Here is a 25402-nt window from a genome sequence, read left to right as displayed (position 1 = left end):
ACCTATGGGCGGGGTGGATTTTCGTTTCGACGGGGATCACGGTCGCCCATCAGACTGGCCGGACCTATGACGGACCGCCCGAAACGGGCAGCGGCGGCGTCCGCGGCAGCTTCCGCTTCGCGCCAGCCACGCTCGGGCGCGCCGAGGGTGAGTTGCCGGGGAGCGCCCTGCGCCGGGGCGAGCCCTTCCACCCGGACACCGACGAGTCGGATCCGCTCGGCCGGGTCCAACGCGGTGTAGAGCGCCCAGACGGTGTCGAACATCTCGCGGGCGGTGTCGGTGGGAACGTCGAGGGTGCGAGATCGGCTGACGGTGCGGAAGTCGGCCAGCCGGACCTTGAGTGAGACGGTGCGCCCGACCTGGCCGGAGCCGCGCAACCGGACACCGACCTTCGCGCTGAGCGCGAGCAACGCACGGCGGATCTCCAACGGGTCGGCCACGTCGACGTCGAAGGTCACCTCGGCGCCGATCGACTTGTCGACGTGCTCGGGGCTGACCCCGCGCGGGTCGCGCCCCCAGGCCAACTCGTGCAGGTGCGACGCCGAGGCGGCACCGACGGCCCGGCGGAGCATGCCCACCGGAGCCTCGGCGAGGTCGCCGACGGTGGTGAGGCCGAGCCGGCGTAGCGCCTCGGCGGCGCGCTCCCCCACCCCCCACAGGGCGTCCACCGGCAGCGGGTGCAGGAAGTCGAGCACCTGCCCCGGGGGGACGACCAGCATGCCGTCCGGCTTGGCCCGGGTGGAACCCAGCTTGGCCACGAACTTGGTCGGTGCCACCCCGACCGAGCAGGTCAGCGCCTGCTCGTCGGCGACCCGGCGACGGATCAGCCGGGCGATGGTGGCCGGGGAGCCGAAGAGCCGACGGGCGCCGGTCACGTCGAGGAACGCCTCGTCGAGGGAGAGCGGCTCGACCAGCGGCGTGACGTCCCGGAAGATCTGCATGACGGCCCGGGAGGCGGCCGTGTAGGCGGAGAAATCCGGTGGCAGGTAGACCGCGTGGGGGCAGCGGGCCCGGGCCTGACTGGTCGGCATCGCGCTGCGGACGCCGTACCGGCGGGCCTCGTAGCTGGCCGAGCTGACCACCCCGCGCGGGCCGACGCCGCCGACGACCACCGGCCGGCCGCGCAGCTCGGGGCGACGGCGCACCTCGACGGCGGCGAAGAAGGCGTCCATGTCGACGTGCAGGATCGGGCTGGCGGAGTCGTCGGCGTCCGGCCCGAAGCGCGGATCGTCGCCCCGGGGCAACGATTGGCTGCGGCCCATCCCGGCAGGTTAACCCGGGGGTGCGACACCACCATCGGCCAGCGGGCCGAACCGTCCCCGGGTCAGCCCCGCACGACCAGCAGCGGCACTGTCAGCTCCGCGGCGGTGTCCGACCCGTGGTAGGCCACCAACTTCGACGCCATCGGCCGCTCGGTGCGGCTGGCCATGACCGCGTACGTGTCGTTGCAGATCACCACCACGTCGCCGATCCGGCCCAGGTGCTCCTCGGGCACCGGCCCGAACCAGCCGGAGGCCACCACCTCGTCGCGGGTTCGTACCCGGGCGGTGGCGCCCAGCACCTCCGACCAGGCGGCCCGCACGTCGTCGACAGCGCCCGGCTCGACGTGCAGGTAGCGCACCCGGGCCTCGCCGGCCACCAGCCGCACGCCGGTCCGCAGCCGCGGATCGGTGTCCAGGTCGAAGCGGTGCGCGGCAGGGATGTCGAGCTGCCCGTGGTCGGCGGTCACCAGCAGCGCCGCGTCCGGCGGCAGCCCGTCGACCAGTCGGGCGACCAGGGCGTCCACCTCGGCGGCGGCGGCCCGCCAGGGCGCCGAGTCGACGCCGCTGAGGTGGCCGTGCCGGTCCAGGTCGGCGTGGTAGCCGGAGACCAGTGTGGGCCCGGCCCCGGCGGCCAGCGCGGTCAGCATGGCGGTGGCCACAGCGTCCCCGCCGGCGGCGCCCCGGAAGTCGCCACCCCGGTTGGCGGCCACTGTCAACCCACTGCCGCCGAACTCCGGCCGGCTCACCACGCTCGTCGTCACCCCGGCGGCGCGGGCCCGCTCCAACTGGGTGGGCACCGGCTGCCAGCGCAACGGCGACGGATCGGCGGCCCAGTCGGTGTGGGTGAGCACCCGATCGGTGCCGGGCACCCGCACGGTGAAGCCGAGCACCCCGTGGGCGCCCGGCGCGACACCGGTGCCCAGTGACACCAGGCTGGTCGGGGTGGTGGACGGGAAACCGGCGATGAGCGGCCGGGCCACCGTCGCGGCGAGCCCGGCGACAGTCGGCGCGTACGGCGCCGCGGTCGGTAGCTGGTACCAGCCGAGCCCGTCGACGAGCAGCACGGCGATCCGGCGTACCCCGGTCAGCTCGGGCCGGAGCCCGAGCGGGTCGGTCGAGCCGGGCACCCCCAGCACGGCCAGCGCGCTGGGCAGCACATCGGCGAGACGCCCACCGCCGTGGTCCGGCCCGAGGATCTCCAGCGGCGCCGGCCGGCCACCGGGGCCGGCGATCATGCCGGCCGGCGGGCGAACAGGTGCAGTTGGGCGGCCAGGTCCCGGTACGGCGGTTGGGCGGCCAGCGCACGTTCCAGTTCGACCACGGCGGCGGACTGCCCGTCAGCGACCGCGGCCGGCAGCAGGTCGGCCAGCACGCGTACCCCGTGGATCTCCTCGACCACCAGCCCGGCGGCGCCGAGCAGCGCGGCGGCGCCGGGGGCGTCGTAGCGTCGGCGCAGCGTGTCACGCGGGCCGGCGGTGCCGGCCGGATCGGCGGCCAGGGTGGTCGCGACGTCCAGGTGCCCGTTCATCGCGCGGCCCAGCACGGCGGCGGCCCGGCCGGCCACCAGCACACTGGCCGCGCCGCCCGGGCGCAGCGCGGTGGCCAGCGCGGCCACCACCGGCGCCGGGTCGTCCACCACCTCCAGGACGGCGTGGCAGAGCACCAGGTCGACGCCGGCCGGCTCGACCAGCCCGGCGAGGGCGTCACCGTCGCCCTGCACGGCGGCGATCCGGTCGGCCACCCCGGCCTCGGCGGCACGGCGGGTGAGCGCGGCGAGCGCGTCGGGGCTGGCGTCGACGACTGTGACCCGATGCCCGGCACGGGCCAGCGGAACGGCGAAACCGCCGGTGCCGCCGCCCACGTCCAGCACTGTGAGCTCGGCGTCGCCGCGCCGGTCCAGCTCGGCGCGGAGCACCGACCAGATCACGGCGGTGCGGGGTGTCAGCGGCGGCTCGGCGAACCGGCCTCGGGTCTGCTCCACCCGGCCGAGCCTAGTCACCCGGCCCGGTGGTGGTGCGGGCGTGTGGTGGGCGCGCCCACCACACGCCCGATCGGTGCGTGGGGCGGCGGTCGGTCAGGCCTCGGCGCCCTCGGTCTCGTCCTCCGCCCGGGACCGGCGCTCGTTGGCCACCGGACCGTTCGTCACCTCGTACTCGCGGGGGTCGGCGAGGTGCGACGGCACCCAGCCCGTGCCCAGTCGGGTCCGCCGGGCGTTGGCGATTCCACCGGTGTACGCGTGATTTCCCGTCACTGTTGTTCCCCCTCACGGATCACGGGCCGCTCTGCCCGCTCGGGACGAGTCTCCCGCTCGACGGCTCGGGAAACCGTAATGTGGATCACTGAATCAGCGGAAGTCACGGGAGGCCGGACTCACTGGTGGCTCGATGGCGTCCAGCCGGTCGGCGACCAGGTTGGTCACCCCCTCGTGCCGCTGCAACCGACCCCGGACCACCAGCGCGGCGCTGGTCCGCGCCACCCGCCGGTAGCGCTGCCACAGCCCCGGCGAACAGGTGACGTTGAGCATCCCCGTCTCGTCCTCCAGGTTGAGGAAGGTGACCCCGCCCGCGGTCGCCGGGCGTTGCCGGTGGGTGACGATGCCACCGACCCGGATCCGTTGCCCCGGCTCCACCCGGCCGAGCCGGGCGATCGGCACCGCGCCGAGCACGTCGAGCTGCCCCCGGATGAACCGGGCGGGATGGCTCTCCGGCGACAACCCGGTGGCCCACACGTCGGCGACCAGCCGGTCCACCGCCTCCATCCCGGGCAGCGTGGGCGCCGCCGCGCCGGTCACCGTGCCGGGCAGCCGACCCGGTCGGTCCTGGGCCGCCGCACCGGCGGCCCACAGCGCCTGCCGCCGGCTCAGCCCGAAACAGGCGAAGGCGTCCGCGGTGGCCAACGCCTCCAGCTGCGCGGCGGTGACACCGAGCCGCCGGGCCACATCCGGCATGTCCCGGTACGGCCCACCGGCGACCCGTTCGGCCTCGATCCGTTCGGCCACGTCGGCGCCGAGGGTCCGCACACTGGACAGGCCGAGCCGGACGGCGGGGCCGCCCAGCCCCCAGGCGTGCGGCGGCTCCCCCGGCCCGCTGCCCCACCGGGTCTCCGGGGTGGACTCCAGCACCGCCAGAGCCCCGCTGGCGTTGATGTCCGGACGACGGACCTCCACCCCGTGCCGGCGGGCGTCGTCGACCAGGGTCTGCGGCGAGTAGAAACCCATCGGCTGGGCGTTGAGCAGCGCGGCCAGGAACGGCGCCGGGTGGTAACGCTTGAGCCAGGAGCTGGCGTAGACCAGGTAGGCGAAGCTCATCGCGTGGCTCTCCGGGAAGCCGTAGCTGGCGAACGCGGTGAGCTTGCGGTAGACGTCGTCGGCCAGCTCACCGGTGATGCCCCGCTCGGCCATCCCGGCGTAGAGCCGGTCGGCGATCCGGGTCATCCGCTCGACCGACCGTTTCGCGCCCATCGCCCGGCGCAACTGGTCGGCCTCGGCCGCGTCGAAGCCGGCCAGGTCGATGGCGAGCTGCATCAGCTGCTCCTGGAACAACGGCACGCCCAGGGTCTTCTCCAGGGCGTTGCGCATCAGTGGGTGCGCGAAGGTCACCGGCTCCTGGCCGTTCTTGCGGCGGATGAACGGGTGCACCGAACCACCCTGGATCGGGCCGGGGCGGATCAGCGCCACCTCGACCACCAGGTCGTAGAACTCGCGGGGCTTGAGCCGGGGCAGGGTGGCCATCTGGGCCCGGCTCTCCACCTGGAACACCCCGACCGAGTCGGCCCGGCAGAGCATGTCGTAGACCTCCGGGTCGTCCAGGGTCATGTCGCCCAGGTCCAGCCGGGACCCGATCATGTCGTAGCCGTAGTGCAGGGCGGAGAGCATGCCCAGGCCGAGCAGGTCGAACTTGACCAGGCCCACCGCGGCGCAGTCGTCCTTGTCCCATTGCAGGACGCTGCGCCCGGGCATCCGCCCCCACTCCACCGGGCAGACCTCGATCACCGGTCGGTCGCAGATCACCATGCCACCGGAGTGGATGCCCAGGTGCCGCGGGAACGTCTGCAACTCGTTGGCGTACTCCACCACCTGCTCGGGGATGTTCTCGACATCGACAGTGGCGACCGACCCCCACCTGTCGATCTGCTTGCTCCAGGCGTCCTGCTGCCCCGGCGAGTAGCCGAACGCCTTGGCCACGTCCCGCACGGCCGACCGGGGCCGGTAGGAGATGACGTTGGCGACCTGGGCGGCGTGCTCCCGGCCGTAGCGGGTGTAGACGTGCTGGATCACCTCCTCCCGACGGTCGGACTCGATGTCCACGTCGATGTCGGGTGGGCCGTCCCGTTCCGGAGCGAGGAACCGCTCGAAGAGCAGTTGGTGCCGGACCGCGTCCACATTGGTGATCCGCAACGCGTAACAGACCGCCGAGTTGGCCGCCGAACCCCGACCCTGGCAGTAGATGTCCTGGTCACGGCAGAACGTGACGATGTCGTAGACCACCAGGAAGTAGCCGGGGAAACCCAGCTCCTCGATCATGTTCAGTTCGTGGTCGAGTTGCGCGTACGCCGTCGGGTGCGCCTGCGGCGGCCCGTAGCGCTCGTGCGCCCCGTCAGCTGTCAGCTTCCGCAGCCAGCTCATCTCGGTGTGCCCCGGCGGCACCGGGTACGCCGGTAGCTGCGGCGCGACGAGCTGGAGGTCGAAGGCCAACTCGGCGCCGAACTCGGCGGCCCGCGCCACCGCACCCGGGTACGCGGCGAACCGGGCCGCCATCTCCGCGCCACTGCGCAGGTGGGCGGTGGCCGCCGCGGGCAACCAGCCGTCGATCTCGTCCAGGCTGCGTCGGGCCCGGACCGCGGCGACGGTGGTGGCCAGCCGACGCCGGCCGGGGCTGGCGTAGTGCACGTTGTTGCTGGCCACCGTCGGCAACCCGGCCGCGGCGGCCAGCTCGGCGAGCGCGTCGTTACGGTCGGCGTCGATGGGGTGACCGTGGTCGGTCAGCTCCACTGCCACCGTCTCCGCGCCGAAGAGCGCGGTCAGCCGGTCCAGCTCGCGGGCCGCCGCGTCCACCCCCTCGGTGAGCAGCGCCCCCGGCACGTGCCCCTTGCGGCAGCCGGTCAGCACCAGCACATGGTCACGCAACTCGGCGGCGACCTCCTCCAGGTCCCCGTAGTCAGGGCGGCCCTTCTCCCCGCCGCGTAGCTGGGCGCGGGCGATGGTGGTGGCCAGCCGGGCGTACCCCTCGTGGCCGTGCGCGAGCACCAGCAGGTGCGCGCCGTGCGGGTCGGGCTCGCCGTTCTGCGGGCCGGGCAGGCCGAGGGACAGCTCCGCGCCGAAAATGGTCGGCAGGCCCAACGTACGAGCCGCCTCGGCGAAGCGGACCACCCCGTAGAAACCGTCGTGGTCGGTGACGGCGAGCGCGGTGAGCCCCAGCCGGGCCGCCTCCTCGGCCAGCTCCTCCGGGTGGCTGGCGCCGTCGAGGAAGCTGAAGTTGGTGTGCGCGTGCAACTCCGCGTAGGGCACCACGCCGTCGGGGCGGGTCAGCTCCGGCGGCTGGTACTGCTCGCGGCGGCGACTCCAGGCCGGGGAGTCGCCGCCATCGGCGTCCACGGCGAGCGGGTCGACCACGTGCAGGTGCCGCTCCTCGCGCGACCGCCCGCCGCCCGACCGGCCGGAGCTTCCGCTGGCCCGCCCGGAGAGCACCCGTTCCAGCTCCGACCAGGGCATCTTCGGGTTGTGGAAGCTCATCGAGCATCCGCCTCCGACCTGGGGAACACCGGCTCAGTCATAGATCGCCTCCACCAGCCACTGCCCGGCCTCGACGGCCAGCAGCAGGGCGGCACCGTCGGCCAGGCTGACCTGGAACCGGGCCCGGCGGCGGGCCTCGACCGGCGCCCACCACCGCTCGTCCACCGGCCACGGGCCGGCCCAGCCCACGATCTCCGCCGGCTGGCCGGTGCCGACCACCAGCCGAGCCGGTGGGGCGCTCACCGCCAACCGCGCGCTGATCACCACCGGCTCGCCGGCGGCGTCGTGCACCGTCGCCGCGAGCGGGCTGGGCAGCACCACCGCCGGCGCGGGGGCCGGCAGCCGGCCCGGCCACGGCGGAGCCCCGCCTGCACCCCGGCCGGTGGCCGGGTCGGCGCCGGCATCGGCCGGCGGGCCAGGGCGGGCGGGGACGCGTTCGTCGCCCCACGGCACCAGTCGTACCTGGTCGGCCGGGGAGCGCCCACCACCGAGCACCGCGGTGACCACCGCTTCCGGGCCGAGGATGCCCTGCACCCGGCTCAACGCCCGGTGCGCGCGTTCCCGCTCCTCGCCGGTCTCCCCCCAGAGGCCGGCCTGGAGACCGGCCTGGGCGATCACCCCGTCCGGGATCAGTCGCAGCCGGATGATGCCGGCCGTCGGTCGGGCCGGTCGGGCACCGGCGCGGCCGTTGCTGCCGGAGAGCCACCCGTCGAGCTGCCAGCGCACCCGGTCGGCGATGGCCGCGGCGGTGAGCAGGCCATCGTGCCGCCACACCCGGTGCAGCTCCTGCCCGTGCTCGGTGACCGCCTCGATGCCGAGCCGGGTGCAGGCCAGCCCGTGCCCGGCCAGCCGTTCGTGCAGCCGCTCGGCCAACGCCCGGGCCACGAACGCCGCCGCGTCGACCCGGTCGATCGGCTCGTCGTGCTCGGCGGTCACCGTCAGGTCGGCCGGCGGCTGTCGGACGGCGAGTGGGCGGTGGTCCCGCCCGGCGGCCAGCCGGTGGGCCAGCGCACCGTCGAACCCGAACCGGGCCAGCACGTCGCCGGCCGGAAGAGCGGCGAAGTCGCCGAGGGTGCGCACCCCCAGCCGGCGCAGCAGGTCGGCCAGCGCCGACCGGCCGAGCGCCTCGACCGGCAACCCGGCCAGGAACTCCGGTGTCCCGCCCGGTGCCACCACCCGGCCGGCGCGAGCGGCCAACCCGGCCGCGAACACCCCGTCGGCGATGCCGACCTGGCTCTCCACCAGGCACGACTGGGCCACGTGCTCGATGATCCGCTCGGCGGCCGCCTCCTCGCCGCCGAGGTAACGGCCCGGCCCCCGGGCGGCCACCGCGCAGGCACCCGGACGGACCACCTCGACGCCGGCGACCAACTCCTCCACAGCGGCGACCACCGGCTCGAACGCCCGGGCGTCCCGGCCGGGGTCGTACTCCACGACGGTGAGCTGCGGGCAGCGCCCCTGCGCCTCCCGCTTGCGCAGCCCTCGACGCACCCCCTCGGCGCGGGCCCGCTCGGAGCAGGCGACCACCCGGTTGGCGTGCAGCACGGCGACCGGGCCGGTCGCCGGCACCCCGTCGACGATCTCGGCGGCGAGCACCGGCCAGTCCGGGCACCACAGCAGCAGCGTGCGCGCCGGCGCGCCGGTCACCCCCTACCGACCAGGGCGAGTGGCGCGGCGGATCGACCCACTGGCGACGGCAGCGTACGAGGGATCACCCGGGTCAGCTCGTCACCCGGGAGCCAGACCTTGATCTCCTTGGGCCGGGCGGCCGCCCCGCGCCCGCGCGCCGAGACGGTGATCTCCCGGCGGCGCAACCGCCCCCGGCCCAGTCCGAGCCCCTCCCAGACTCCCCGGACCACCTGCAACGTCACGTCCGCGCCGTCCCACCGGCCGTACGGGACGAGCACGCTGCCGCGCTGCCGGGCCCGGGCTGCCAACCGGGTGGCGACCGAGGCGGAGACCGAGGCCGGCACTGTGGTGACCACGACGTCCACCCCGTCGATCAGCGCGGCGACCACTGTGGCCCACTCGGGGCCGGGGTTCGGCACCAGGGCCAGCCGGTCCAGGGCGATGCCCAGCTCAGCGGCCGCGCCCGCGCCGAACGTCGGCACCCCGACCACGGCGCACCACGAGCCGGCCCGGGACGCCTCGGCGAGCAGGGCCAGCATCAGCGAGGTGCCACCGCTGCGGCGGGGCTGGCCGGCGGCGACAGCGATGGTGCTGCCCCGGCGCAGGCCCCGGTTGGGCAGCAGACCGGTCAGCTCGGGCACCACCGGCAGCACCCGGTGCCCACCGACCGGGTCGGGTGCGCTCGCCGGGCGCACCAGATCGGCCAGTGCGGCGGAACCGACCACCATGCGGCCCGCCATTGGACCAACTCCCCCGTCGTTGCTGTGGATCAGATCAGGACCGGCACGCCGTGCCACCGGCCGCCCGGCTCCCCCCACGGGGCGGCCGGTGGCACGGCGGGATCAGGCGGCGAGGCCGTCCAGGGCCGGTTGGTGGGCCACGCCGAGCGCGGTTTCCACCACAGTGACGAACTGTTCGGCAGCGCGGAGCAGGTCGTCGGCCTCCCGGGCGCTGACCACCCGGGGGATGCCGGCCTCGGCGGCGGCGCGCTTGCTGGCCCCCGCGGCGAAGAACCGGGACCACTCGTCGAGCTCCGGGGCGACGGCGCAGAGGAGGACCCAGACGCTGGTGATCCGGTTGCGTCGACTCGGCGCGGGTCGGGCGCGGGCGGCGAGAAGGGCCGCCGCCGCGCGCAGGGCGGCCAGGTGGGCAGCCGCGTAGCGCAGACCGTCAGGTCGGGTCTGGCCGGCCTCGACCAGCCCACGGCGGGCCAACGTGAGGAGTTGGGCGGGGGTGCGGTGCGGCAGCACGTGCGCCGGCACCGTCGGTGCCTGAGCCGGGTTGGTCGGCATGGATGTCTCTCCTCCACGTGGCCGAGACGTCACTGCGGCGGCTGATGCCGCCGACGAGACGCCGAGGTCGGGTGGTGCGGAGGAAGACGCACCGGGTATGGCCGGCCGGGTGTGGATGCTTCCCCACACCACACCCGGCCGGCGGACCGGCGGGTGCGTCGCCCGCCGCCCGGGGGTCGTGGGCGGCGGGCAACGCTCCTGCCTGTTGGGACCAGGCTCGCGACTGCCCGGAAACCCAGGTGCGGCCCGCGGAGCCGCACCGCCCGGAGGTGGCGCCGCGAAACGCCGCGCTCCGGCTGGTTGGAACGGGCGTTCGAGGCAATCGAACACTCGTTCTAACTGCTGCTGACAGTACACCTCCCCTCCGACGAAAATGCAACGTGTGACGCGCCGAGCGTGCCGGCCGACTGAACCGGCCACCAACGGACCGGGAAGAATGGCGGAATGCAGCCACACCCGAACGTACGGGCGGTGCAGGAAGCGCTCACCGCCGCCGGCACGCTCGACGGCGCCGGTGAGCCCAGCATGGTCCGTCTGCTGCCCGACGCGGTGCACACCGCCTCGGCGGCCGCCGAGGCGCTCGACGTCGAGGTCGGCCAGATCGCCAACTCGCTGATCTTCGACGCGGACGACACACCGCTGCTCGTCCTCACCTCCGGCGCGCACCGGGTCGACACCGCCGGCCTGGCGGCATCGATCGGCGTCACCCGACTGCGTCGGGCCACCCCGGAGTTCGTCCGGGCCCACACCGGGCAGCCGATCGGCGGGGTCGCCCCACTCGGGCACCCGCACCCGCTGCGCACCCTGGTGGACACGGCGCTGGCGGCGTACCCGGAGATCTGGGCCGCGGGTGGCGTCCCTCAGGCGGTCTTCCCGACCACCTACCCCGAGCTGCTACGGGTCACCGCCGGCACCCCGGCCGAGGTGGCGTGAGCGAGCGGAGCGAGCGAACCAACGGCGAGGCGAGTGCGGCTCCGGAGCTGGTCACGCTGCACGTGTGGCGGACCTCCCACGGCGCGCTGCCCCGGGCGCTGACCCGGATGGCGGTGGACCCCCGCCGGTTGCGGGCCCTCCCCGGCGTCCGGTTCGGCAAGCTGCTGGGCACCGGGACCGGCACCGACTTCGGACCACGGGACGCCGACCTGACCCGGTGGGCGGCGCTGACCGTCTGGGACTCCCCTGCCGCGGCGGCCGGCTTCGACGACTCGTCGGTCGGGCGGGCCTGGGCGCGCATCGCCCACGCCCGGGCGCGGATCGACCTCCGCCCACTGACCAGCCGGGGCGAGTGGTCCGGCCGGCGGCCGTTCGGCGACCCGTCGGGCGGTCGGGTCACCGGCCCGGTGCTGGCGCTGACCCGGGCCCGGTTGCGGGCCCGCCGGGCGGCCACGTTCTGGCGGGCGATCCCGCCGGTGGCCGCCGCCCTGCGCGACGCGCCCGGGCTGCTGGCCCGGTTCGGGGTCGGAGAGGCCCCGTTGGGGTGGCAGGGCACTGTGAGCGTGTGGCGCGACCCGACGGACCTGGTGGCGTTCGCGTACCGTCACCCGGAGCATCGGGCGGCGATCATGCGAACCCCCACCGCGGGCTGGTACGCCGAGGAGCTGTTCGCCCGGTTCGAGGTACGCGACGTGGTCGGCGACCGGTCAGTGCTCGGGTGGGTCGCCGACGGCGGCCCGGAAACGGTGAAGGGTGGACGGGCATGAGGTTGGTGCGCTGGACGCCGGACGATCTCGTCCGGCGGCTGGACGACGTGGTGGCCGTCTACGGCGAGGCGATGGGATACCGCACCGACCTGCTGGAGGCCCGGCGCGGTTACATCGCCACCCACGTCCGCCGGCCGGGTTTCCGGGCGGTCGCCAGCCTGACCAGCGAGGGCCACCTCGCCGGCTTCGGCTACGGCTACCTGGGCGCCTCCGGTCAGTGGTGGCACGACCAGGTGCACCGCGCGCTGGACGCCCCGACTCGCACGCGCTGGCTCACCCACTGCTTCGAGGTGGTCGAACTGCACGTCCGGCCACCGGCGCAGGGGCACGGCCTGGGGACCGGTCAGCTGCGCGCGCTGCTCGGCATGGCGGAGGGCGACACCACGCTGCTGTCCACCCCGGAGGCCGACGAGCAGACCTCGCGGGCCTGGCGGTTGTACCGACGGTTCGGCTTCGTCGACGTACTGCGCGACTTCCACTTCCCCGGCGACGAGCGACCGTTCGGCGTCCTCGGTCGGAATCTGCCGCTCGAGCCACCGGCGTCATGACCCGGCGGATCTCCTGGACGCTGTTGGCCGTCCTGGTGCTCGCCCAGATCTGCTACCCGCTGACCACCGGCGCCACCCGGGCCGGGCTCACAGTGGCCACCGTCGTCCTCGGTTGGCTGCTCTCGGTCGGCCACGCGCTGCTCAGCCGGGGTCCACGGGTGGCGGCGGCGCTGGTAGCGGTGGCCACCGGCGGCGGGTTCGCGATCGAGGCGATCGGGGTGGCCACCGGCGTGCCGTTCGGCAGCTACGACTACTCCGGAGAGTTGGGCCCCAAGCTGGCCGGCGTGCCACTGATCATTCCGCTGGCCTGGACGTGGATGGCCTGGCCGGCCTGGCTGGCAGCGGTCCGACTGACCGGCGGCACTGCCGCACCGGCCAACGGCGGCGGGCCGACAGCCGGCGGCAGTGGGCCGACGGTGGGTCGATGGGTGGGGCGGATCGCGCTGGCCACTGTGGGGCTGGCCGCCTGGGACCTCTTCCTCGACCCGCAGATGGTGGCCGAGGGCTACTGGGTCTGGCGCGACGCCACCCCGGCCCTGCCCGGCCTGGCCGGCATCCCGGTCAGCAACTACCTGGGCTGGCTGCTCTTCGCGGTGCTGATGATGAGCGCGCTGCGCCCGCTGGCCGGGCCGGCCGCCGAGCACACCGACCGGCGGGACCACCCGATGGTCGCGCTCTACCTGTGGACGTACTTCTCCAGCATCCTGGCCCACGCCGTCTTCCTCGACCTGCCCGCCTCCGCGCTCTGGGGCGCCGCCGGCATGTCGGTGACCGCCGTACCCCTGGCCGTGACCCTCCTGCGTGCCCGCCGGGGCGGTGACCCCGGCCGGGAGGCCCACCAGCCACACCGCCCCGGCGTCGACGCGACCCGATGACCGTCCTGCTCGTCCTGCTGATCGCCGTCGCCGCGTTGACCGGGCACACCTGGCTCAACGCCACCCGGTGGCTGCGCCGACCCACCGACCGGCCCGACGACGTCGACGAGCCGGTCACCGTGCTGCTGCCGCTGCGCGACGAGGCCACCCGGGTCACGCCCTGCCTGCGCGCCCTGCTGGCCCAGCGCGGCGTACGCGGGCTGCGCGTCGTGGTCCTCGACGACGGGTCCACCGACGGCACCGCCGACGTGGTCCGCGCGGTGGCCGGCGACGATCCCCGGGTCACGCTGCTCACCGGGGTCGCCCCGCCGCCGGGCTGGCTGGGCAAGCCGCACGCCTGCTGGCAACTGGCCACCCGGGCCGACCCGGACGCCACCGCGCTGGTCTTCGTCGACGCCGACGTGGTGCTCGCCCCGCACGCCGTGGCCGCCGCCGTCACCGAGTTGCGCGCCGCCCGGGTGACGCTGCTGTCGCCGTACCCCCGGATCGTGGTGGCGACGGCCGGCGACCGGTTGGTGCAGCCGCTGTTGCAGTGGCTCTGGCTGACCTTCCTGCCGCTGCGTGCGATGGAGCGCTCGCCGCGGCCGTCGCTGGCCGCGGCGGGCGGGCAGTTCCTGGTGGTGGACCGGGCCGGCTACACCGCCGCCGGCGGGCACGCCGCGGTCGCCGACAAGATCCTGGAGGACGTCGAGCTGGCCCGGGCGGTCAAGCGGGCCGGCGGGCGGATCGCCCTGGCCGACGGCTCCCGACTGGCCACCTGCCGGATGTACGACGACTGGCCGCAACTGCGCGACGGGTACTCGAAGTCGCTCTGGGCGTCGTTCGGGCACCCGGGCGCGGCGGCAGCCGTAGTGGCGGCGCTGCTGCTGCTCTACACCGCACCACCGCTGATCGCGCTGGCTGGTGCCGCGGCCGGCGCACCCGGGGTGGCCGCCGTCGGCCTGGCCGGCTACCTGCTCGGGGTGGCCGGACGGGTGCTCACCGCCCGCGCGACCGGTGGCCGGTGGTGGCCCGACGCGCTCGCACACCCCGTGTCGGTCGTGGTCCTCGGTTGGCTGACCCTGCGGTCGTACCATCTGCGAAAGCGACGCCGCCTGACCTGGCGGGGCCGCCCGGTCAGCTAGGGAGGACGCGGCATGGCGCGGATCGTGGTCGTCGGCGCCGGGGTGGGTGGCCTCGCCACCGCCGCCCGGCTGGCCGCTACCGGGCACCAGGTGACAGTCTTCGAGCGGGCCGACACGGTCGGCGGCAAGCTCGGCCGGTACGCGCACGACACCCCGGCCGGGTCGTTCCACTTCGACACCGGGCCGAGCCTGCTCACCCTGCCCGAGGTCTTCCACGACCTGTTCGAGGCGACCGGGGCGAAGCTCGACGAATACCTGGACCTGGTCCCGCTGGACCCGATCGTCCGGCACGTCTTCGCCGACGGTGGCCCGACACTGGACTCGTGCGCCGACCCGGTGGAGTTCACCGCCCGGATCGGGGCCGCGTTCGGTGACCGGGCGGCAGCCGACTGGCAGCGGCTGTGGCGCCGGGCGGCGCGGGTGTGGCAGGCCTCCTCGCGGGACATCCTGCGCCGTACCGTCGACTCTCCCCGCGACCTCGCGTCGCTGGCCTGGCGCGTCGGCGACCTGGCCGCCATCGCCCCGGGTCGCAGTCTGCGCGGCCTGGGTCGCCGGCACCTGTCCGACAGGCGGCTGCGGATGATGCTGGACCGGTACGCCACCTACACCGGCGCCGACCCACGTCGGGCGCCTGCGGCGCTGGTCGCGGTCCCCTACGCCGAGCTGGCCTTCGGCGGCTGGTACCTGCGCGGCGGGCTGGGCACGCTCGCCGACGCGCTGCTGACCCGCTGCCTGGACCTCGGCGTTGTCGTGCAGACCGACGCCACTGTCACACGGATCGACGCCACCGGCGGCCGGGTGCACGGGGTACGCCTCGCCGGCGTCGCCACCCCGGTGCCCGCCGACGTGGTGGTGGCCAACGTGGACGCGCTCACCGTCTACCGTGACCTGCTCCCGCACCCGCGTCGGCTGGCCGGGCTGACCGACCGCAGCCTCGCCGGCTTCGTGCTGCTGCTCGGCGTCTCCGGCAGCACCGGGCTGGCCCACCACAACGTCTTCTTCCCGGACGACTACGACGCCGAGTTCGACGCGGTCTTCGGTGACCCCGGGCGCGGCGTACGGGCCCGGCCGGCGGCCGACCCGGCGGTGTTCGTCACAGTGGCCGACGACCCGATGGTCCGCCCAGCCGGGCACGAGGCGTGGTTCGTCCTGGTCAACGCCGCTCGGCAGGGCACCGCGGCGGGCGCTGTCGACTGGCGACGCCCGGGGCTGGCCGACGCGTACGCCGACCGGATCCTGGACGTGCTGGCGCGGCGCGGCGTGGACGTGCGCGACCGGCTGCTGTTCCGCGAGATCCGCACCCCCGCCGACCTGGACGTGGCGACCGGCGCGCCAGGTGGCTCGATCTACGGCACCGCCGGTGGGCTGCTCCGCCCCGCGAACCGGGGCCCGGCGCACGGGCTGTGGCTGGTGGGCGGCTCCACCCACCCGGGCGGCGGGTTGCCGATGGTGACCCTCTCCGCGCAGATCGTCGCCGACGAGATCGGCCCCGCCTGGTAGGCCCGGCCTGCTCCAGCCGGTGTCTGTTCCGGTCGGCGCCGATTTCTATTTCGGTCGGCGTCGGGTTGGCCCGCTCAGTCGGCGTCGAGCAGGGCGCGTCGGATGCTGGAGAGCAGTTGCCCCAGGCCGAACCCGGCCAGCAGCACCCAGACCGCTGTCGCCATGGTGATGGTGCCGGCGGCCAGGTCCGGCTCGATCAGCCCGGCCAGCCCGGCGACCAGCAGACCGGCCAGCGCCACCGAGACCCGGGTGGGGCGTTCGCCCACTGTCACCGCGCCGATCTCCCGCATGCCGGCGGCGACCGCCCGCGCCCGGACGTACTCGTGCAACCAGGACAGCGCGCCACCCGCGACGACCAGCCCACCCGGCGCGCCCACCAGCCAGAACGCCAGCAGCCACGCCACCTCACCGAGCCGGTCGGCGACCGAGTCGTAGACGTAGCCGAGCCGGGTGGTGCGGCCGGTGGCAACCGCCACCGCACCGTCCACGCTGTCCGCCACGGCGGCGAGCAGCACGAACAGCGCGCCGAGGAACGGCCCGTCCCCCGGCCGGCCCACCAGCAACGGTACGCAGAAGCAGAGCAGCACCCCGGCCACTGTGACAGCGGTGGGGCTGACCCGCAGCCGACCCAGCACATATCCGACGTGGTACGCGAATCGCAGCCAGGCACGCACCACCGGCGCCGCGACCCGAGGGTCGAACCCGCCGTGCAACCGCGCCCACGCCGTGGCGTACTGATCCCAGTTCAGCTGTGTGCCCACCACGGATCAACCGTCGTGCCGGGCAACAGGTGTCGCAGGCGCAGCGTTCACACGCGGGCGCCGGCCTTCAGGTTCTGCCAGACCTCGCGGGTCGCTGTGGACCGGTTGAGGGTGATGAAGTGGATTCCGGGCACGCCCTCGTCCAGCAACCGGCGGCACATCTCGCTGGCCTGCTCGATGCCGAGCCGGCGGACGGCGTCCGGGTCGTCGGCGATGCGTTCGAAGCGGGCCGCCAACGCCGGTGGGAACGGCGCACCGGACAGCTGCGCGGACCGCTCGATGGTGCTGAACTGGGTCACCGGCATCACGCCGGCCAGGATCGGGGTGTCACAGCCGGCAGCGGCCACCCGGTCCCGTAGCCGCAGGTAGTCGTCGGCGTCGAAGAACATCTGCGTGACCGCGAACTCCGCGCCGGCCCGACACTTGCGGACGAACTGGGCGGTGTCGCTGGCCACGTCGGGCGAGCGGGGGTGCTTGTACGGGAACGCGGCCACGCCGACGCTGAAGTCGCCGGCGTCGCGCACCAGCCGGACCAGGTCCTCGGCGTAGTCCACGCCCTCGGGGTGGCGGATCCACTCACCGCCCGGGTTGCCCGGGGGGTCGCCGCGAACGGCCAGCACGTTGCGCACCCCCACCCCGGCGAGCCGGCCGACCACGTGCCGCAGCTCGGCGACGGAGTGGTTGACCGCGGTGAGGTGGGCCATCGGCAGCAGGGTGGTCTCGGTGGCGATCCGCTCGGTCACCGCCACCGTGGTGTCCCGGGTCGAGCCGCCGGCGCCATACGTGATCGACACGAACGACGGGCGCAGCGACTCCAACTCGCGAATGGCCTGCCAGAGCAGCTGCTCCCCCGCCTCGGTCTTGGGCGGGAAGAACTCGAACGAGAAGGTCGGCTGGTGCTCACGGATGAGCTCCCCGATCGCCGGCTGCGGATTGGGGAGTGTCGAGGGAAGACCGAGCGCCACGACCCGACTCTAGCGGTCGATGGCACCAGGACCCAGGCCCTTCCCACCCAGCGGCCGGTGCCGCCCGGTCTGCCCGACCCGGTGGGCGGTGTCACACCGCGCCCGCCGTGCGCCGGTGGGCGGTGTCGGTGCGCGCCCCTGGGCGGTGTCGCGGCGCGCGCACCGACCCGACGGGCGGAAAGGCGTCGTACCTCCGAGGTAGGAAGGGACGGTGCGGGAGGGGCGGCGGGGGTGGCCCGGGTCCCGCGCGGGGGTCAGCAACCGAGCGGTGACGCCGGTCCCGTCCGGTCGGGCGGGTGGGTCGTCACCGCACCGACGCCCGCCAGGAGGACACATGATCCCGCCCGCATCGCCGCGCCCCGCGCAGCTCGGGCCGCTGCTGGCCCGGTGCCGACTGGCCCGCGGCTGGAGCCAGCAGCGAGCCGCCGCCGAGTTGTGTGCCGCCGCCGGGGTGCCGACGTTGAGTCGGCACGAGGTTTCCCGGTGGGAACGACAGCGTCGCGTGCCCGGCGGGTTCTGGCTCGGCTGGCTCGCCGTCGTCCTGGACGTGCCGCTGGTGGTGCTCGCCGAGGCCGCCGCGGCCACCCGTCGGGCCGGCTCGACGCGGGCCACCGGGCCGGGTCGCGTCGCGGCGGCCGGCGCGCGACCGGCCGGGCGGACGGGCCCCGGCCGCACCGGCGGGACTACGCGTGGCGGTGGAGCACGGGCACTGGCGACCGGCTAGCGTCGGTGCGTGACCCACGCTGCTCCCGTGTCCCCCGTCGACCGCGCCGGCCTGCGGCAGCGGGTCGACAAGGCTCTCACCGAGTTCCTGGCCGGCCAACGGGTCCGGCTCGCCGCCGTGGACGACGCGCTGGGGCCGGTGGCCGAGGCGATCGAGGCGTTCGTGCTCGGCGGCGGCAAGCGGCTGCGTCCCGCATTCGCGTACTGGGGGTTCCGGGGGGCCGGCGGGCTGGACGCCGACCACGTGGTGACCGCCCTGGCCGCGTTGGAGTTCGTCCAGGCCAGCGCCCTGATCCACGACGACCTGATGGACCGTTCCGACACCCGTCGCGGCGAGCCCGCGGTACACCGACGGTTCGCCACCCGGCACCGGGATGCCGGCTGGGGCGGCGACCCGGACGGTTTCGGCGACGCCGCGGCCATCCTGCTCGGTGACCTGTGCCTGGTCTGGTCCGACGAGCTGCTGCACTCCGCCGGCCTGGACCTGTGGTCGTTGGCCCGGGCCCGGCCGGTCTTCGACGAGATGCGCACCGAGGTCACCGTCGGGCAGTACCTCGACGTGCTGACACAGGTCACCGGGGACACCTCGGTGGAACGGGCCAGCAAGGTCGCCCGGTACAAGTCCGCGAAGTACACCGTCGAACGTCCGATGCTGCTCGGCGCCGCGCTGGCCGACGCGCCGGAGGAGGTACGGACGACCTACTCGGCGTACGGGCTGCCGCTGGGCGAGGCGTTCCAGCTCCGCGACGACGTGCTGGGGGTCTTCGGCGACCCGGCGCTGACCGGCAAGCCGGCCGGGGACGACCTGCGCGAGGGCAAGCGCACCTATCTGGTGGCGGCAGCCGTGGAGGCCACCGACGACGCGGGCCGCGAGCTGCTGCTCGGCCGGCTCGGCGACCCGGAGTTGGACGAGCAGGGGGTGGCCCGGCTCCGCGAGGTGATCTCGGGGAGCGGGGCGCTGGCCCGTACCGAACAGCGGATCGTCGCACTCACCGACGCCGCCCTGGCCGCCCTGACCACCGTCGACCTAGAGACCGAGGCCCGCCAGGCCCTGGTAGACCTGGCCATAGCCGCAACCCGCCGATCCGACTAACCCCCACCCCCGGGGTTGATCATGAGGTTAGCGACCTTCGCCTCGGCGTGTCGCGCCGCCAACCTCATGATCAACGCGGGAAAGCGGGGGGGCGGGGGGCGGGGGCCGGGGCGGGGTTAGAAGCCTTGGGCTTGGGCTCGGCGTTTGACCTCGCGGGCCTGGTCGCCGGAGAGGGCGGCGGCTGGGGTGGCGCCGGGGAGGGTGTCGTCCGGCTCGTAGAGCCAGCGCAGGACAGCCTCGTCGTCGTAGCCGTTGTCGGCGAGCAGATTGAGCACGCCGGGTAGGTGCTTGAGCACCGTCTGGTTGGCAACCAGATCCACTGGGATCCGGCGGATGCCGTCGCGGCGGACCGCCAACAGCTCCCGGTCACGGATCATCTGGTGCACCTTGCTGATCGACACGTCGAGGCGTTCGGCGACGTCGGGCAGGGTCAACCAGCCGGCCGGGTCGGTGGGGCCGGCGAGCTCCAGGCCGGGCGCGGCCTGGTCGGGTACGGGTTCGGTCACCCGACCACCCTGCCACGCCGCCGCCGCGACGAACCACCGGCACCCCGGACGACCAATCGGTGCCCACTCTGTTGATCGCCGCTGACCAGCGAATAAGGGGCCGGGAGCGCGGCGGGACGGACCGGTTCGGCGTACCGCTGTAGCATCCTGTTCATCCTTCACCCCCTGGACACATAGACTGCCTGCCGATGGACACTCAGGTCGCCGACACGTTGCTGGGCTCGCTGATCGACGGGCGCTACCGCATTCGCGGTCGCGTGGCCCGTGGTGGCATGGCGACCGTGTACACCGCCACCGACGAACGCCTCGAGCGCACCGTCGCTGTCAAGATCATTCACCCGACCCAGGCGAGCGAGGCACGGGCCCGGATCGCCAACTTCGTGGCCCGGTTCACCGACGAGGCGAAGACCATCGCCCGGCTGACCCACCCGAACGTGGTGGCGGTCTACGACCAGGGCACGCACGCCGGCCTGCCGTACCTGGTGATGGAGTACGTCCGGGGCCGCACACTGCGTGACGTGCTGGCCGAGCGACGCCGGCTCAACCCGGACGAGGCACTGGCCATCGCCGAGCAGATGCTCGCCGCGATCGCCGCCGCGCACCGCGCCGGCCTCGTGCACCGCGACGTCAAACCGGAGAACGTGCTGGTCGCGGAAGCGCCTACCGGTGGCGTCGCCAACCTGGTCGACAGCGTGGTGAAGGTGGCCGACTTCGGGCTGGCCCGGGCGGTCGAGGCGAGCGCCGACGAGGAGCAGGGCAACCAGCTGATGGCCACCGTGGCGTACGTCGCCCCGGAGCTGGTCACCGAGGGCCGCGCCGATCCGCGTACCGACGTCTACTCGGCCGGCATCGTGCTGTTCGAGATGCTCACCGGCCGGGTGCCGTACGACGGGGACCGCCCGGTGGACGTCGCCTGGCAGCACGTCGACCGGGACGTACCGACGCCCTCGACGCTGGTGCCGGGCCTGCCGTCGGTCCTCGACGACCTGGTGCAGCGGGCCACCCGGCGTGATCCGGGCGCGCGGCCGGCGGACGCCGGCGCGTTGTTGGCCGAGGTGCAGGTGGCCCGGGACCGTCTGGGCGACGCCAACAGCCACACCGCCGTACTCCGCCCGATCAGTGACGCACCGTCGCTCTCCCAGCCGACCATGATGGTCGCGACGGTCCAGCCGCCCAACCGCCCGTCGTGGGCACGACTGCCCGAGGGGGCCAGCAGCCAGGGCCCGGGGCGACGTCGGGCCGCCCCGGAGCCGGCGGAGGGCCTGGGTGCCCGGCTCACCGCGCTGCGCAGCGCGGCGCTGAGCAACCCCCGTGGCCGGCTGGCCGTCGCTGCCGTGGTGGTGACGCTGGGCCTGGTGGCAGCGATCGGGGGTTGGTGGTTCGGCGTCGGTCGCTACACGGACGCTCCGCAGCTGGTGAGCCTGAGCAAGGCCGAGGCGCAGGCGCGGGCCGACCGCTCCGGGCTTCTCCTCACGTACGCTGAGCCGCGCTTCGACGAGAAGGCCCCGAAGGACAGCGTGCTGGAGCAGAGCCCGGCTTCCGCTGCCAAGATCGTCAAGGGTGGCACCGTCACCCTGACCCTCTCCCTCGGCCCGGAGCGTTTCCCCGTACCGGATGTGATCGGCAAGGAGTTCGAGCTCGCCGAGGCGGACCTGGTCAACGTGAAGCTGGTGGTGGCCAGGGGCACCGCCCGTTACGACGACAGCCTGCCGGCCGGGGTCGTGGTGGACACCTCCCCCAAGGTGGGCACCGAGGTCAAACCCGGTGCGAAGGTCACCCTCATTCTGAGCCGGGGCAGGGCGCCGGTGACGGTGCCGAACCTGGTCGGCAAGAGCCTCACCGACGCCCGCACGGCCCTGGCCCAGCTCAACCTGGTGCTGAAGGAGACCTACAAGGACTCCGACAAGCCGAGGGACGAGATCCTCGGCCAGAGCCCGGCCGATGGCGCCGGCGTGGAGAAGGGCACCGAGGTCAAGCTGGACGTCAGCAAGGGGCCACCGCTGGTCGCCATGCCGCGGGTGATCGACCTGCCCTGCCAGCAGGCCAAGCAGGCGTTGGAGGGCCAGGGCTTCCCGGTGACGCTGGCGATCAACCCGAACGCCGTGGTCCGGATCCAGATCCCGGGCGAGAATTCGCAGGTGGCGCCCGGCACCCCGGTCACCCTGACGTGCTTCTGATGCCGACGATCTCCGCGCGGCCGGTGGGCACGCACACTCCGACCTCGGGTGGGCTGGCGAAGGCTGCCCTGCCGTACGCCGACGCTACCGGTGCGCAGGTGGTGCAGGTCTACGTCTCCAACTCGCGAGGCTGGGCACTGCCCGCCGGCGACCCGGTGCAGGACGCGCTGTTCCGCGACGGTTGCGCCGAGCGGGGCATTCCCGCGTTCATCCACGCCGCGCTGCTGGTCAACCTGGGCTCGCCCACCCCGGCCACTGTCGAGAAGTCGGCCGAGACGCTGGCGCACGCGCTGCGCCGGGGCGTGGCGATCGGCGCACGCGGGGTGGTGTTCCACGCGGGCAGTTCGGTGGACGAGGGGCACGCCGAAGCGGCGATGCGACAGGTCCGCGAGGTGTTGTTGCCGCTGCTCGACTGGGCTGCCGACGCCGGCGGGCCGATGTTGCTGGTCGAGCCGAGCGCCGGCGGTGGCCGGTCACTGGCCTCCCGAGTGGAGCAGCTCGGGCCCTACCTGGACGCGGTGGACGGGCACCCCATGCTCGGGGTCTGCTTCGACACCTGCCACGCCTGGGCGGCCGGCCACGACCTGGCGGCCGAGGGCGGCATGACGGCGACCCTGGACACCCTGGTGGCCACCGTCGGTGCGGACCGGCTGCGGCTGGTTCACGCCAACGACTCGAAGGACCTGTGCGGCTCCACCCGGGATCGGCACGAGAACATCGGCAAGGGCAGCATCGGCGAGCCCGCCTTCGCCGAGCTGATGGCCCACCCGGCGACCGCCGGCGTCCCGGTCGTCGTGGAAACCCCGAGCGAGAAGCACGTGGGCCACGCCGCCGACATCACCACCCTCACCCGCCTGTCGCACCCCTGACCCCAACCTTGTTGATCAAGAGGTTTGCGTCACCCGGCGACCGGGATCTGACGCGAACCTCTTGATCACCGCGGCGAACGGGGGGTGGGGGTGGGGGTTTTAGGGGGCGGCGAGGATTCTCGGTAGGGCTGTCAGAGCGCGGTCGATGTCCGCGTCGCTGACGCCCAGGTGGGTGACCAGGCGGGCGGTACGGGGACCGAGCACCGAGATCAGTACACCCTCGGCCCGCGCCGCGGCGGCCAGGGCCCGCGCGTCCAGGGTGTGCTTGGTGAGATCCAGCGCGACCAGATTCGTACGGACCGTGGTGGCCAGCACACCGAACGGTGCGACCGCCTCGGCGAGTCGGGCCGCCTTCGCGTGGTCGTCGGCCAGCCGGTCGATGTGCTGCGCGAGCGCGTACCGACCGGCGGCGGCGAGAATGCCGGCCTGGCGCATGCCACCGCCCATCCGCTTGCGGATCAGCCGGGCACGTTCGATCTTCTCCGCGCTGCCCACCACCAGCGAACCGACCGGCGCGCCGAGACCCTTGGAGAGGCACACCGACAGCGTGTCGAAGAGCCGGCCGTACTCGATCAGCGGCACCCGGTCGGCGACGTGCGCGTGCCAGATCCGGGCACCGTCACAGTGCAGCGCGATACCCGCCTCGTCGGCGACCCCGCGTAGATCCCGCAGGGTCGCCAGCGGAATCACCCCGCCACCGCCGCGGTTGTGGGTCTGCTCGACGGCGATCGCGCGGGTGGGGACGGCGAAGTAGCCGTCCGGCCGGATCATCCCGGCCACCACCTCCGGGTCGATGTCCGCGCCCACCGCGGGCCAGGTCCGCGAGGAGATCCCGCCGTACGCGGCCGCGGCACCGATCTCGTACGTGACCACGTGCGCGTCGGCGTCGCAGAGCAGCTCGTCGCCGGGCGACACCAGCAGTTGCAGGGCGATCTGGTTCGCCATCGACCCACTCGGGGCGAACAGTGCCGCCTCGTGCCCGAACAACGCGGCGACCTCGGCCTCCAGCGCGTTGACGCTCGGGTCCTCGCCGTAGACGTCGTCGCCGACCTCGGCGGTGGCCATCGCCTCCCGCATCCCGGCGGTGGGTCGGGTCACCGTGTCGGACCGCAGGTCCACGAACAGATCAGGCACTGTCATCCTCTCGGCTGGCGACTGCGGGGCTCGCAAGCTCAGCCACGCAGCATCTCCGCTACGAGGAACGCCAACTCCAGCGACTGCTGAGTGTTCAGTCGCGGGTCGCAGGCGGTCTCGTACCGGTCGGGCAGGTCGAGGTCCTCGATCCCCTGGGCGCCGCCGAGGCACTCGGTGACGTCCTCGCCGGTCAACTCGACGTGCAGACCACCGGGGTGGGTGTCCAGCCCCCGGTGCACCTCGAAGTAGCCGAGCACCTCGTCGACGATGCGGTCGAAGTGCCGGGTCTTGTAGCCGTTTGACGACTCGTGCGTGTTGCCGTGCATCGGGTCGCACTGCCAGACCACCTTGGCGCCGGCGGCGGTGACCTTGGCGACGATCGGCGGCAGCGCGTCGCGTACCCGGTGGTTGCCCATCCGGCTGATCAGGGTGAGCCGGCCGGGGATGTTGTCCGGGTTGAGCTTCTCGCACAACTCGATCGCCTCGTCCGGGGAGGTGGTCGGGCCGAGCTTGACCCCGATCGGGTTGGCGATCCGGGAGATGAAGTCGATGTGCGCCCCGCTGATCTGCCGGGTGCGCTCGCCGATCCAGAGGAAGTGCCCGGAGAGCCCGTACGCCCGACGGTCGGAGACCCGGGTGAGCGCCCGGTCGTACTCCAGGGCGAGGGCCTCGTGGGAGCAGTAGAGCGTGACGGTGCGCAGCGCCTCGTCGTCGGTCATGCCGCAGGCCCGGATGAAGGCCAGCGCCCGGTCGATCTCCCGGGCGATCGCCTCGTACCGCTCCCCCGCCGGGGAGTTCTTCACGAAGCCCTTGTTCCAGTCGTGCACGGCGTGCAGGTCGGCGAGTCCGCCGGCGAGGTACGCCCGGAGCATGTTCATCGCCGCCGCCGAGTTGGCGTACGCGCGGATCATGCGCTGCGGGTCGGCGACCCGGGCGGCCGGGTCGGCCTCCAGCGAGTTGATCATGTCGCCGCGGTACGCGGGCAGGCCGCGGGCGTCGGTCGGCAGCGAGCGGGGCTTCGTGTACTGCCCGGCGACCCGGGCGACCTTGACCACCGGCAGCGACGCGCCGTAGGTGAGCACGATCGCCATCTGGAGCAGGGTGCGGGCGTTGGCCAAGAGGTGGCTCTCGGTGTTGTCCACGAACGTCTCGGCGCAGTCACCGCCCTGCAACAGGAACGCCTTGCCCTCGCAGACCAGGGCGAGCTTCTGCCGGAGCTGGTCCACCTCGTAGGGCGCGACGACCGACGGCACGGTGTCGAGGACCTTGCAGACCGCTGCCACGGCAGCCGGGTCGGACCACGGCGGGACCTGCTCGCGGGGCAGCTCCCGCCAACGGTCCAGACCGAGTGCGGCGTCCTCGGCGGAGTCGACGGTCGGTCGGCTGGTCTGTAGGCCCGGGCTGCCCACCGCGGGATGGCTCAGCTGATGCCACTCATGGCGCATGACAGAAAGCGTACGGCGACGGTCGGGGTGGCCGGGCGGCGAGGGGGACGGTTCCGGCAGATGGGAGA

23 protein-coding genes are annotated in these 25402 nt (G+C 74.0%); 10 read left to right on the top strand and 13 right to left on the bottom strand.

Annotated features, from left to right (window positions below; genetic code table 11):
• Positions 1-2 precede the first annotated feature (2 nt).
• The 8 genes from NIE79_RS20730 to NIE79_RS20695 all read right to left on the bottom strand — a co-directional run bounded on the left by NIE79_RS20730 (position 3) and on the right by NIE79_RS20695 (position 9914).
• On the bottom strand, positions 3-1262 hold the full coding sequence (locus NIE79_RS20730; RefSeq protein WP_238680130.1) for a DNA polymerase IV: 1260 nt from the start codon (positions 1260-1262) through the stop codon (positions 3-5).
• 62 nt (positions 1263-1324) lie between these two features.
• Positions 1325-2497: an alkaline phosphatase family protein gene (locus NIE79_RS20725; RefSeq protein ID WP_238680129.1), complete on the bottom strand. Its 1173-nt coding sequence runs from the start codon at positions 2495-2497 to the stop codon at positions 1325-1327.
• Positions 2494-3261, bottom strand: a complete 768-nt coding sequence (locus tag NIE79_RS20720; RefSeq protein ID WP_238680128.1) for a methyltransferase domain-containing protein — start codon at positions 3259-3261, stop codon at positions 2494-2496. The genes NIE79_RS20725 and NIE79_RS20720 overlap by 4 nt, the downstream gene beginning before the upstream one ends.
• A 75-nt stretch (positions 3262-3336) precedes the next feature.
• On the bottom strand, positions 3337-3513 hold the full coding sequence (locus NIE79_RS20715; RefSeq protein WP_238680127.1) for a hypothetical protein: 177 nt from the start codon (positions 3511-3513) through the stop codon (positions 3337-3339).
• Positions 3514-3606: 93 nt separating this feature from the next.
• Entirely contained in the window at positions 3607-6993 is a 3387-nt protein-coding gene (locus tag NIE79_RS20710) for an error-prone DNA polymerase (RefSeq protein WP_238680126.1), read from the bottom strand.
• A gap of 33 nt (positions 6994-7026) precedes the next feature.
• On the bottom strand, positions 7027-8640 hold the full coding sequence (locus NIE79_RS20705; RefSeq protein ID WP_238680125.1) for a DNA polymerase Y family protein: 1614 nt from the start codon (positions 8638-8640) through the stop codon (positions 7027-7029).
• Positions 8637-9362 carry a DnaE2-dependent mutagenesis accessory factor ImuA' gene (gene imuA', locus NIE79_RS20700; protein WP_196918923.1) on the bottom strand — a complete coding sequence of 242 codons (726 nt, stop codon included), beginning with the start codon at positions 9360-9362 and terminating at the stop codon, positions 8637-8639. The genes NIE79_RS20705 and imuA' overlap by 4 nt, the downstream gene beginning before the upstream one ends.
• Positions 9363-9464: 102 nt before the next feature.
• A complete protein-coding gene (locus NIE79_RS20695; protein WP_007463070.1) occupies positions 9465-9914 on the bottom strand; it encodes an SAV_6107 family HEPN domain-containing protein in 450 nt (149 codons plus the stop codon).
• 444 nt (positions 9915-10358) lie between these two features.
• On the opposite strand from NIE79_RS20695, the gene NIE79_RS20690 reads away from it, so the two are divergent.
• Genes NIE79_RS20690 through NIE79_RS20665 form a run of 6 tightly spaced genes read left to right on the top strand, consistent with a single transcriptional unit; the run spans position 10359 to position 15661 of the window.
• On the top strand, positions 10359-10847 hold the full coding sequence (locus NIE79_RS20690) for a YbaK/EbsC family protein (RefSeq protein WP_238680124.1): 489 nt from the start codon (positions 10359-10361) through the stop codon (positions 10845-10847).
• A complete protein-coding gene (locus NIE79_RS20685; RefSeq protein ID WP_238680123.1) occupies positions 10844-11614 on the top strand; it encodes a monooxygenase in 771 nt (256 codons plus the stop codon). Before NIE79_RS20690 ends, NIE79_RS20685 begins: the two co-directional genes overlap by 4 nt.
• Positions 11611-12162 (top strand): GNAT family N-acetyltransferase, encoded by a 552-nt coding sequence (locus NIE79_RS20680; RefSeq protein ID WP_238680122.1) that lies wholly within the window; start codon positions 11611-11613, stop codon positions 12160-12162. The genes NIE79_RS20685 and NIE79_RS20680 overlap by 4 nt, the downstream gene beginning before the upstream one ends.
• On the top strand, positions 12159-13037 hold the full coding sequence (locus tag NIE79_RS20675) for a carotenoid biosynthesis protein (protein ID WP_238680121.1): 879 nt from the start codon (positions 12159-12161) through the stop codon (positions 13035-13037). Before NIE79_RS20680 ends, NIE79_RS20675 begins: the two co-directional genes overlap by 4 nt.
• The gene (locus NIE79_RS20670) at positions 13034-14161 is read left to right on the top strand and encodes a glycosyltransferase family 2 protein (RefSeq protein WP_238680120.1); all 1128 of its coding nucleotides are present in this window, start codon (positions 13034-13036) and stop codon (positions 14159-14161) included. Before NIE79_RS20675 ends, NIE79_RS20670 begins: the two co-directional genes overlap by 4 nt.
• 12 nt (positions 14162-14173) lie before the next feature.
• Complete coding sequence (locus tag NIE79_RS20665) at positions 14174-15661, top strand: phytoene desaturase family protein (RefSeq protein WP_238680119.1); 1488 nt, start codon at positions 14174-14176, stop codon at positions 15659-15661.
• Positions 15662-15735: 74 nt separating this feature from the next.
• On the opposite strand, the gene NIE79_RS20660 is transcribed toward NIE79_RS20665, so the two are convergent.
• Positions 15736-16425 (bottom strand): CDP-alcohol phosphatidyltransferase family protein, encoded by a 690-nt coding sequence (locus NIE79_RS20660; RefSeq protein ID WP_112582773.1) that lies wholly within the window; start codon positions 16423-16425, stop codon positions 15736-15738.
• A 44-nt stretch (positions 16426-16469) separates the two neighbouring features.
• Positions 16470-17387, bottom strand: coding sequence for a methylenetetrahydrofolate reductase [NAD(P)H] (gene metF, locus NIE79_RS20655; protein ID WP_238680118.1), 918 nt, complete (start codon positions 17385-17387; stop codon positions 16470-16472).
• A gap of 334 nt (positions 17388-17721) precedes the next feature.
• Here metF and NIE79_RS20650 point away from each other — a divergent pair, with 334 nt between their 5' ends.
• Positions 17722-18111: a helix-turn-helix domain-containing protein gene (locus tag NIE79_RS20650; RefSeq protein ID WP_238680117.1), complete on the top strand. Its 390-nt coding sequence runs from the start codon at positions 17722-17724 to the stop codon at positions 18109-18111.
• Between the two features lie 9 nt (positions 18112-18120).
• A complete protein-coding gene (locus tag NIE79_RS20645) occupies positions 18121-19203 on the top strand; it encodes a polyprenyl synthetase family protein (protein WP_238680116.1) in 1083 nt (360 codons plus the stop codon).
• 116 nt (positions 19204-19319) lie between these two features.
• Here NIE79_RS20645 and NIE79_RS20640 read toward each other — a convergent pair whose 3' ends face one another.
• Positions 19320-19709: an Rv2175c family DNA-binding protein gene (locus NIE79_RS20640; protein ID WP_238680115.1), complete on the bottom strand. Its 390-nt coding sequence runs from the start codon at positions 19707-19709 to the stop codon at positions 19320-19322.
• A gap of 188 nt (positions 19710-19897) precedes the next feature.
• Here NIE79_RS20640 and pknB point away from each other — a divergent pair, with 188 nt between their 5' ends.
• Positions 19898-21886: a Stk1 family PASTA domain-containing Ser/Thr kinase gene (gene pknB, locus NIE79_RS20635; RefSeq protein ID WP_238680114.1), complete on the top strand. Its 1989-nt coding sequence runs from the start codon at positions 19898-19900 to the stop codon at positions 21884-21886.
• Positions 21886-22755 (top strand): deoxyribonuclease IV, encoded by an 870-nt coding sequence (locus tag NIE79_RS20630; protein ID WP_238680113.1) that lies wholly within the window; start codon positions 21886-21888, stop codon positions 22753-22755. Before pknB ends, NIE79_RS20630 begins: the two co-directional genes overlap by 1 nt.
• 99 nt (positions 22756-22854) lie before the next feature.
• Here the strand turns inward: NIE79_RS20630 and NIE79_RS20625 are convergent, their stop codons facing one another.
• Entirely contained in the window at positions 22855-23889 is a 1035-nt protein-coding gene (locus NIE79_RS20625; protein ID WP_238680112.1) for a threonine aldolase family protein, read from the bottom strand.
• A gap of 38 nt (positions 23890-23927) precedes the next feature.
• Positions 23928-25334, bottom strand: a complete 1407-nt coding sequence (locus tag NIE79_RS20620; RefSeq protein ID WP_112725193.1) for a class II 3-deoxy-7-phosphoheptulonate synthase — start codon at positions 25332-25334, stop codon at positions 23928-23930.
• Positions 25335-25402: the final 68 nt, after the last annotated feature.

The sequence above is a fragment of the Micromonospora trifolii genome, from assembly GCF_022229005.1.
Lineage (GTDB): Bacteria > Actinomycetota > Actinomycetes > Mycobacteriales > Micromonosporaceae > Micromonospora > Micromonospora trifolii.
This window is presented reverse-complemented; position numbering and strand designations above follow the sequence as displayed.